The organism is Streptomyces boncukensis (assembly GCF_011045075.1).
Taxonomy (GTDB): domain Bacteria; phylum Actinomycetota; class Actinomycetes; order Streptomycetales; family Streptomycetaceae; genus Streptomyces; species Streptomyces boncukensis.
This window is the reverse complement of the sequence record NZ_JAAKZZ010000475.1, coordinates 1-5,658: the sequence shown is the minus strand read 5'-3', so window position 1 is coordinate 5,658 and position 5,658 is coordinate 1. Positions and strand designations below refer to the sequence as shown.

The following is a 5,658-nucleotide window of genomic DNA, read 5'->3' as shown; positions in this document are numbered from 1 at the left end:
CCCCGCACCCCCGCCGCCCGCAAGCGGCTGCTGGGCCTCGATCGCGGCGGCTGGTTCCTGCTGCTGCCCGCGCTGCTGCCGATCCTGGTGCTCAGCGTGGGACCGCTGCTGTACGCGGTCTCGCTCGCGTTCACCGACGCGCAGATGGGCCGCACCGTCGACACCGACTTCGTCGGCCTCGACAACTTCCGTACGCTGCGCCACGACAGCCTCTTCTGGGAGTCCTTCCGGATCGGGCTGGTCTGGGCCGTCTGCGTCACCGCGCTCCAGTTCCTGCTCGCCCTCGGGCTGGCGCTGCTGCTCAACCAGAACCTCCGGTTCCGCTGGCTGGCGCGCACCCTGGCGCTCGTCCCCTGGGCGATGCCCGAGGTCGTGGTCGGCATCATGTGGCGGCTCGTCTACCACCAGGACGCGGGCATCCTCAACAAGACGCTCCGCGACCTCCACCTGATCGGCGAGAACGCCGCCTGGCTGACGAACCTCTCCCTCGCCCTCCCCGCCGTCATCGCGGTCGGTGTCTGGGCGGGCATGCCGCAGACCACGGTCGTGCTCCTGGCGGGGCTGCAGAACGTACCGCGCGAGCTGACCGAGGCCGCGCAGCTCGACGGCGCGGGCCGCTGGCGCCGCTTCGCCTCGGTGACCTGGCCGGCGCTGAAGCCGGTCGCCGTCGCCATCACCGCGCTCAACTTCATCTGGAACTTCAACGCGTTCGGCCTGGTCTTCGTCCTCACCAACGGCGGGCCCGGCGGCTCGACGCGGCTGCCGATGCTGTTCGCGTACGAGGAGGCGTTCAAGTACGGCCAGTACGGCTACGCCGCCGCGATGGGCCTGGTGATGGTCGCCGTGATCGCCGTCTTCCTGGCCGTGTTCCTGCGCAGACGCCTCACGGAAGGGGACACCGCATGAAGCCCCTGGGCCGCGCGGGACAGTACCTCGCCCTGCTGTGCTACCTGGTCTTCCTCGCCTTCCCGCTGGTGTGGCTGCTGTCCACGTCGCTGAAGTCCCCGCAGGAGCTGGGGAGCATCGACCCCACCTGGCTCCCCCGGCACCCGTCCCTGGACAACTTCCGCGAGGCGTTCGCGACGCAGCCGCTCGCCCGCTCGGCGCTCAACAGTCTGATCGTCGCGGGCAGCGCCACCCTGATCGCGGTGACCATCGCCGTCCCGGCCGCGTACGCGCTGGTGCGCTACCGCTCCCGGGTCGGCAAGGCGGCCACCGGCTGGATCCTGGTCAGCCAGATGTTCCCGTTCGTCCTGGTGATCATCCCGCTGTTCCTGCTGCTGAAGAACGCCCACCTGGTGGACTCCCGGGCCGGGCTGGTCGTGGTCTACGTCGTGTGGAACCTGCCGTTCTCCCTGTGGATGCTCCAGGGGTATGTGCGCGCCGTGCCGCGGTCGCTGGAGGAGGCGGCGGCCGTGGACGGGGCCGGCCGGCTCCGCACCCTGCGCAGCGTGGTGCTGCCGCTGCTCGCGCCGGGGCTGGTGGCGACGGTGATGTTCTCCTTCGTCACCGCCTGGAACGAGTTCTTCTTCGCCCTGGTGCTCCTCAAGACCCCGGAGAAGCAGACGATGTCCGTGATCCTCACCCGCTTCCTGGGCGCCGAGGGAGCGGCGGACCTCGGTCCGCTGGCGGCGGCGTCCGTCCTCGCGACACTGCCCAGCCTGCTGTTCTTCGCGCTGCTCCAGCGGCGGCTGGCGGGCGGGATGCTGGCCGGGGCGGTGAAGGGCTGATGCGGGCACGGGTACGGGTACGGGCGCGGGGCGCCGCAGCGCTGCTCGCCGCCGTACTGCTCGCCTCCTGCGGTGGCGGCGGCACGGGGGACGGCGACGGCACCGTCACCCTCGACTACTACAGCCTCGCCTGGCAGAAGGAGTCCATCGCCGCCAACAAGGCGCTGGTGGCCCGCTGGAACAAGACCCACCGCTCGGTCAAGGTCCGCTATGTGCAGGGCTCCTGGGACACCGTGCACGACCAGCTGCTGACCTCCTTCGAGGGCGGCGAGGCGCCCGACGTCATCCACGACGACGCCAGCGACCTGACGGACTTCGCCTACGGCGGCTACCTCGCCGACCTGCGCGGCCTGCTGCCGGAGCGGCTGCGGTCCGACATCCCCGCGCGCACCTGGGACAGCGTGACGATGAACGGCGGGCGCGTCTACGGCGTGCCGTTCCTCCAGGAGCCGAGGGTGCTCATCGCCAACAGCAGGCTGCTGGCGCGCTCGGGCGTCCGCGTCCCGACCGCCCAGCACCCCTGGACCTGGGACGAGTTCGAGCGGGCCGCGCGGCGGATGACCGTACGGGGCGGCAAGCGGTACGGCGTCGTATGGGCGATGAAGGAGCCGGTGAAGCAGTCCGTGAACCTGTCCCTGTCCACCGGCGGCCGGATCTTCACCAAGGAGCGCACGGACGACGGCGTCAAGAACCGGCTGCGCTTCGAGGGCCGCGACTCGGCGGTCAGCGAGCTGATACGGCGGCAGGTGAACCAGGACCGCACCGCGCCGCGCAGCGGCCTGGGCATGGGCGGATCCGACACCCTGCCCGGCCTGTTCGCCGGCAGATACGCGATGGTCCCGCTCAACTTCTCGTTCCGGCAGCAGGTGCAGCAGCAGGCCCCGGACGGCTTCGAGTGGACCGTGCTGCCCATGCCGCGCGGCGCCGGCCAGGGGCAGTACGTCCAGGGCGTCGTCCCGCAGACGCTGTCGGTGTCCCGGGACAGCCCGCACCAGCGGGCCGCGGCCCGCTTCATCGCGTATATGACCGAGCCCGCGCACATGGCCGAGCTGGCGAAGGGCGACTGGATCCTGCCGACCGGACGGACGGCGCTGAAGGATCCCGCGATCAACAGGGAGAAGGACGGATGGCGGGTGGGGGTCGCGATGGCGAGGACGCTGCGGAAGTCCCCGGCGCTGGGGGTGCGCGGGTACGCGGAGTGGTCGGACAAGGTGGCGACGCCCGCGTTCCAGCGGTTCTACCAGAACGATGTGTCGAGCTCGGGGCTCTCCCGCTCGCTGACGCGGGACGGCCAGCTGATCCTCGACCGATACCAGCGGTGAAGCGCAGACGTACCGAGGAGGCAGCCACCATCACGTCAATGACCAGCCCCGACACCGGCACATGGCGCTCCCGCGCCCGGGGCGCGCTGCTGGGGCTCGCCGTGGGCGACGCGCTGGGCGCGCCCGCCGAGAACATGAAACCCTCCCAGATCCGCGAGCGCTGGGGCCGTATCGAGGGATTCGTCCAGGACGACCCCGCCGGGACGGACGACACCGAGTACGCGCTCTTCTCCGCGCTGCTGCTCGCCGAACACGGCGCCGCGCTCACCGTCGAGGACGTGGAACGAGCCTGGCACCGCGACATCGCCGACCGCGACGAGGGCGCCTTCAAGGGCGCCGGGTTCAGCGAGCGGGGCACGCTGGAGAACCTGCGGCGCGGCCTCGCCGCGCCCATCTCGGCGCAGCACCGGCACGCCTGGAGCGACGGACTCGCGATGCGGGCCGCCCCGTTCGGCGTGTTCGCCGCGGGCCGCCCCGCCGAGGCGGCCCGGCTCGTCGCCATCGACGGCACCGTCAGCCACGACGGCGAGGGCATCTACGGCGGGCAGGCCGTCGCCGCCGGGGTGGCCGCCGGCATGGTGAGCGAGAGCCCGGACGCCGTCGTACAGGCGGCGCTCTCCGTCATCCCGGAGAACTCCTGGACGTCCCGCTCCCTGCAGCGCGCGGTCTCCGCGGCGCGCCGCGCCCGGCACCGGGGCGACGCCACCCAGCTCGGCGTGGAGCGCGCGGTCCGCTCCTCGGTCGTCATCGGCGGCTACCCGTGGACGGACCTGGCGCCGGAGGCCGTCGGGCTGGCGTTCGGCGCGTTCACCGCGGCGGGCGGCGCGTTCACCGGCTCCGTGCTGACCGCCGTCAACATGGGCCGCGACGCCGACACCACCGCCGCCGTCGCGGGCGCGCTGGCCGGCGCGCTGCGCGGCGAGGGGGCGGTTCCCGGCGCGTGGGCGCGCGCCATCCGCCCGGCGCGCGGCACCTGTCTGCCCTCCATGGCGGGGCTCCATGTGCGGGACGTCGCCGACCGGTTGGCGCCCGGCGCCCCGGGCCGGGGCGGCGCCGGGCGCGGGCCCGGCGCGGGTCCGGGACCCGGACCGGATCCGGGTGCGGGACCGGATCCGGGCGCGGGTCCGGGTGCGGGGACCGGACCGCTGCCGGCCCCGGCGCACGCCGTGGGACCCGTGAGCACCGTGGACGCCTCATGAGCGGGGCCACCGCGGCGCGTACGGTCCCGCAGGTCCGGCGTCCCGGCGCCGCGCACCCGGCGTCCGACGGGCCAGGCCCCGACCCCGGGCCCGTACCCGGCCGACACCCCGGTCCGGGCCCCCGACCCGCATCCGACACCGCGCCCGGACCGGGTCCGGGCGCCGAAAGCGCAGCCGGTGCCGCAGCCAGTACCCGTACCGGTGCCAGTACCGCGTGCCCCTCCGCATCCGCGCCCGACCCCGGTCCCGGACCGCGCCGGATCGAGGGGCTGCTGCTCGGGCTCGCCGCGGGCGACGCGGCCGGGTGGCCCGCCGGGCGGCACCGCGCGGCCCGGCTCCCGGACTGGACGCGCCGCCTCACCCGGGAGCTCGACACCTTCGCCGAGCAGAACGCCACCACCACCCTGCCGGTGCCCATCGCGCTCAACCAGCCGCCCGAGCCGCTGCGCCTGGGCCCCTCGGACGACGCGGAGTGGGCCGCGTTCACCGCGTACGCCGTGCTGTCCGCCGACGGCACCCGGCGCAGCGACCTCACCCCCGACCAGCGGGTGCGCGCCGCGCTCACGCTCTCCTGGAACGCGCTGGCCGACGAGGTCGCCGCGGCGGCCGAGCGCGCCGAGGAGATCGAGTCGGCGCGGATCCCGCTGCGCGCCCGGATCTCCGTACGCGCGGGCCTGGGCAACCTCGCCGCCGGGCTCCGCCCGCCGGCCACCGGGCACGACAACCCGCACTACTTCGACGACGCGGCCTGCGTACGCGCCTGCGTGCTCGCCGTGGTGCACCCGGGGGCCCCGCAGGACGCGGCCGACCTCGCGGAGTTCGACGCCCGCTACACCCAGGACGGCGACGGGGTGCACGGCGCCCGCGCGATGGCGGCGGCCGTCGCCGCGGCGCTGGCCGGTCAGGGGCCGGAGCGGGCGGTGGGCGCGGCGCTCGACCAGCTGCCGGACGGCACCGAGATCCGGCGCAACGCGCTGCGCGCCGTCCAGCTGGCCCGTACCGCGGCGGCCGACCGGCCGGGGCAGCCCGGCAACGCGTTCGCGCTGGTGCCCGTCCTGGAGCACGAGATCGTCGACCACGTCTACAGCTACGGCATCGCCGCTGCCGAGACGGTGCCGGTGGCGCTCGCCTGCGCCACGGCATCGGCGGGGGTGCTGAGCGAAGCCGTGCCGTCCGCGGCCTGTATGTCCCGGGTCGCCGACTCGGCCCCCGCGCTCGCGGGGGCGCTGACCGGCGCGCTCGGCGGCGCCCGCGCACTGCCGGACGCCTGGCGGGAGGCGTGCCGGACGCTGTCGGGCTGCTCGCTGCCGCAGTTCGCCGGGACCGACCTGGTGGAGGCGGCGGACCGGCTCGCCCGCCTCCATCCGCTCCCCCCGGCGGACCACGCCCCGCCACCGTAGTCGCCGT

Annotated in this window: 5 protein-coding genes; all 5 read left to right on the top strand. The window is 74.6% G+C overall.

All coding sequences use genetic code 11. The features are described 5' to 3' along the window. Positions 1–906: carbohydrate ABC transporter permease (locus G5C65_RS29965; protein ID WP_241266161.1), on the top strand; the 906-nt coding region annotated here is incomplete at its 5' end. Then, positions 903–1,730, top strand: a complete 828-nt coding sequence (locus tag G5C65_RS29960; RefSeq protein ID WP_165302187.1) for a carbohydrate ABC transporter permease — start codon at positions 903–905, stop codon at positions 1,728–1,730. The genes G5C65_RS29965 and G5C65_RS29960, both read left to right, overlap by 4 nt. Then, positions 1,730–3,052, top strand: a complete 1,323-nt coding sequence (locus G5C65_RS29955) for an ABC transporter substrate-binding protein (RefSeq protein ID WP_165302186.1) — start codon at positions 1,730–1,732, stop codon at positions 3,050–3,052. Before G5C65_RS29960 ends, G5C65_RS29955 begins: the two co-directional genes overlap by 1 nt. Before the next feature lie 38 nt (positions 3,053–3,090). Further along, complete coding sequence (locus G5C65_RS29950; protein ID WP_165302185.1) at positions 3,091–4,251, top strand: ADP-ribosylglycohydrolase family protein; 1,161 nt, start codon at positions 3,091–3,093, stop codon at positions 4,249–4,251. Next, positions 4,248–5,651 (top strand): ADP-ribosylglycohydrolase family protein, encoded by a 1,404-nt coding sequence (locus tag G5C65_RS29945; RefSeq protein ID WP_241266160.1) that lies wholly within the window; start codon positions 4,248–4,250, stop codon positions 5,649–5,651. Before G5C65_RS29950 ends, G5C65_RS29945 begins: the two co-directional genes overlap by 4 nt. Positions 5,652–5,658: the final 7 nt, after the last annotated feature.

Excerpts from the sequence above, each read along its gene's own strand:
- G5C65_RS29960 (WP_165302187.1), top strand. The coding sequence starts at position 903 with ATGAAGCCCCTGGGCCGCGCGGGACAGTACCTCGCCCTGCTGTGCTAC.
- G5C65_RS29955 (WP_165302186.1), top strand. The coding sequence starts at position 1,730 with ATGCGGGCACGGGTACGGGTACGGGCGCGGGGCGCCGCAGCGCTGCTC.
- G5C65_RS29950 (WP_165302185.1), top strand. The coding sequence starts at position 3,091 with ATGACCAGCCCCGACACCGGCACATGGCGCTCCCGCGCCCGGGGCGCG.
- G5C65_RS29945 (WP_241266160.1), top strand. The coding sequence starts at position 4,248 with ATGAGCGGGGCCACCGCGGCGCGTACGGTCCCGCAGGTCCGGCGTCCC.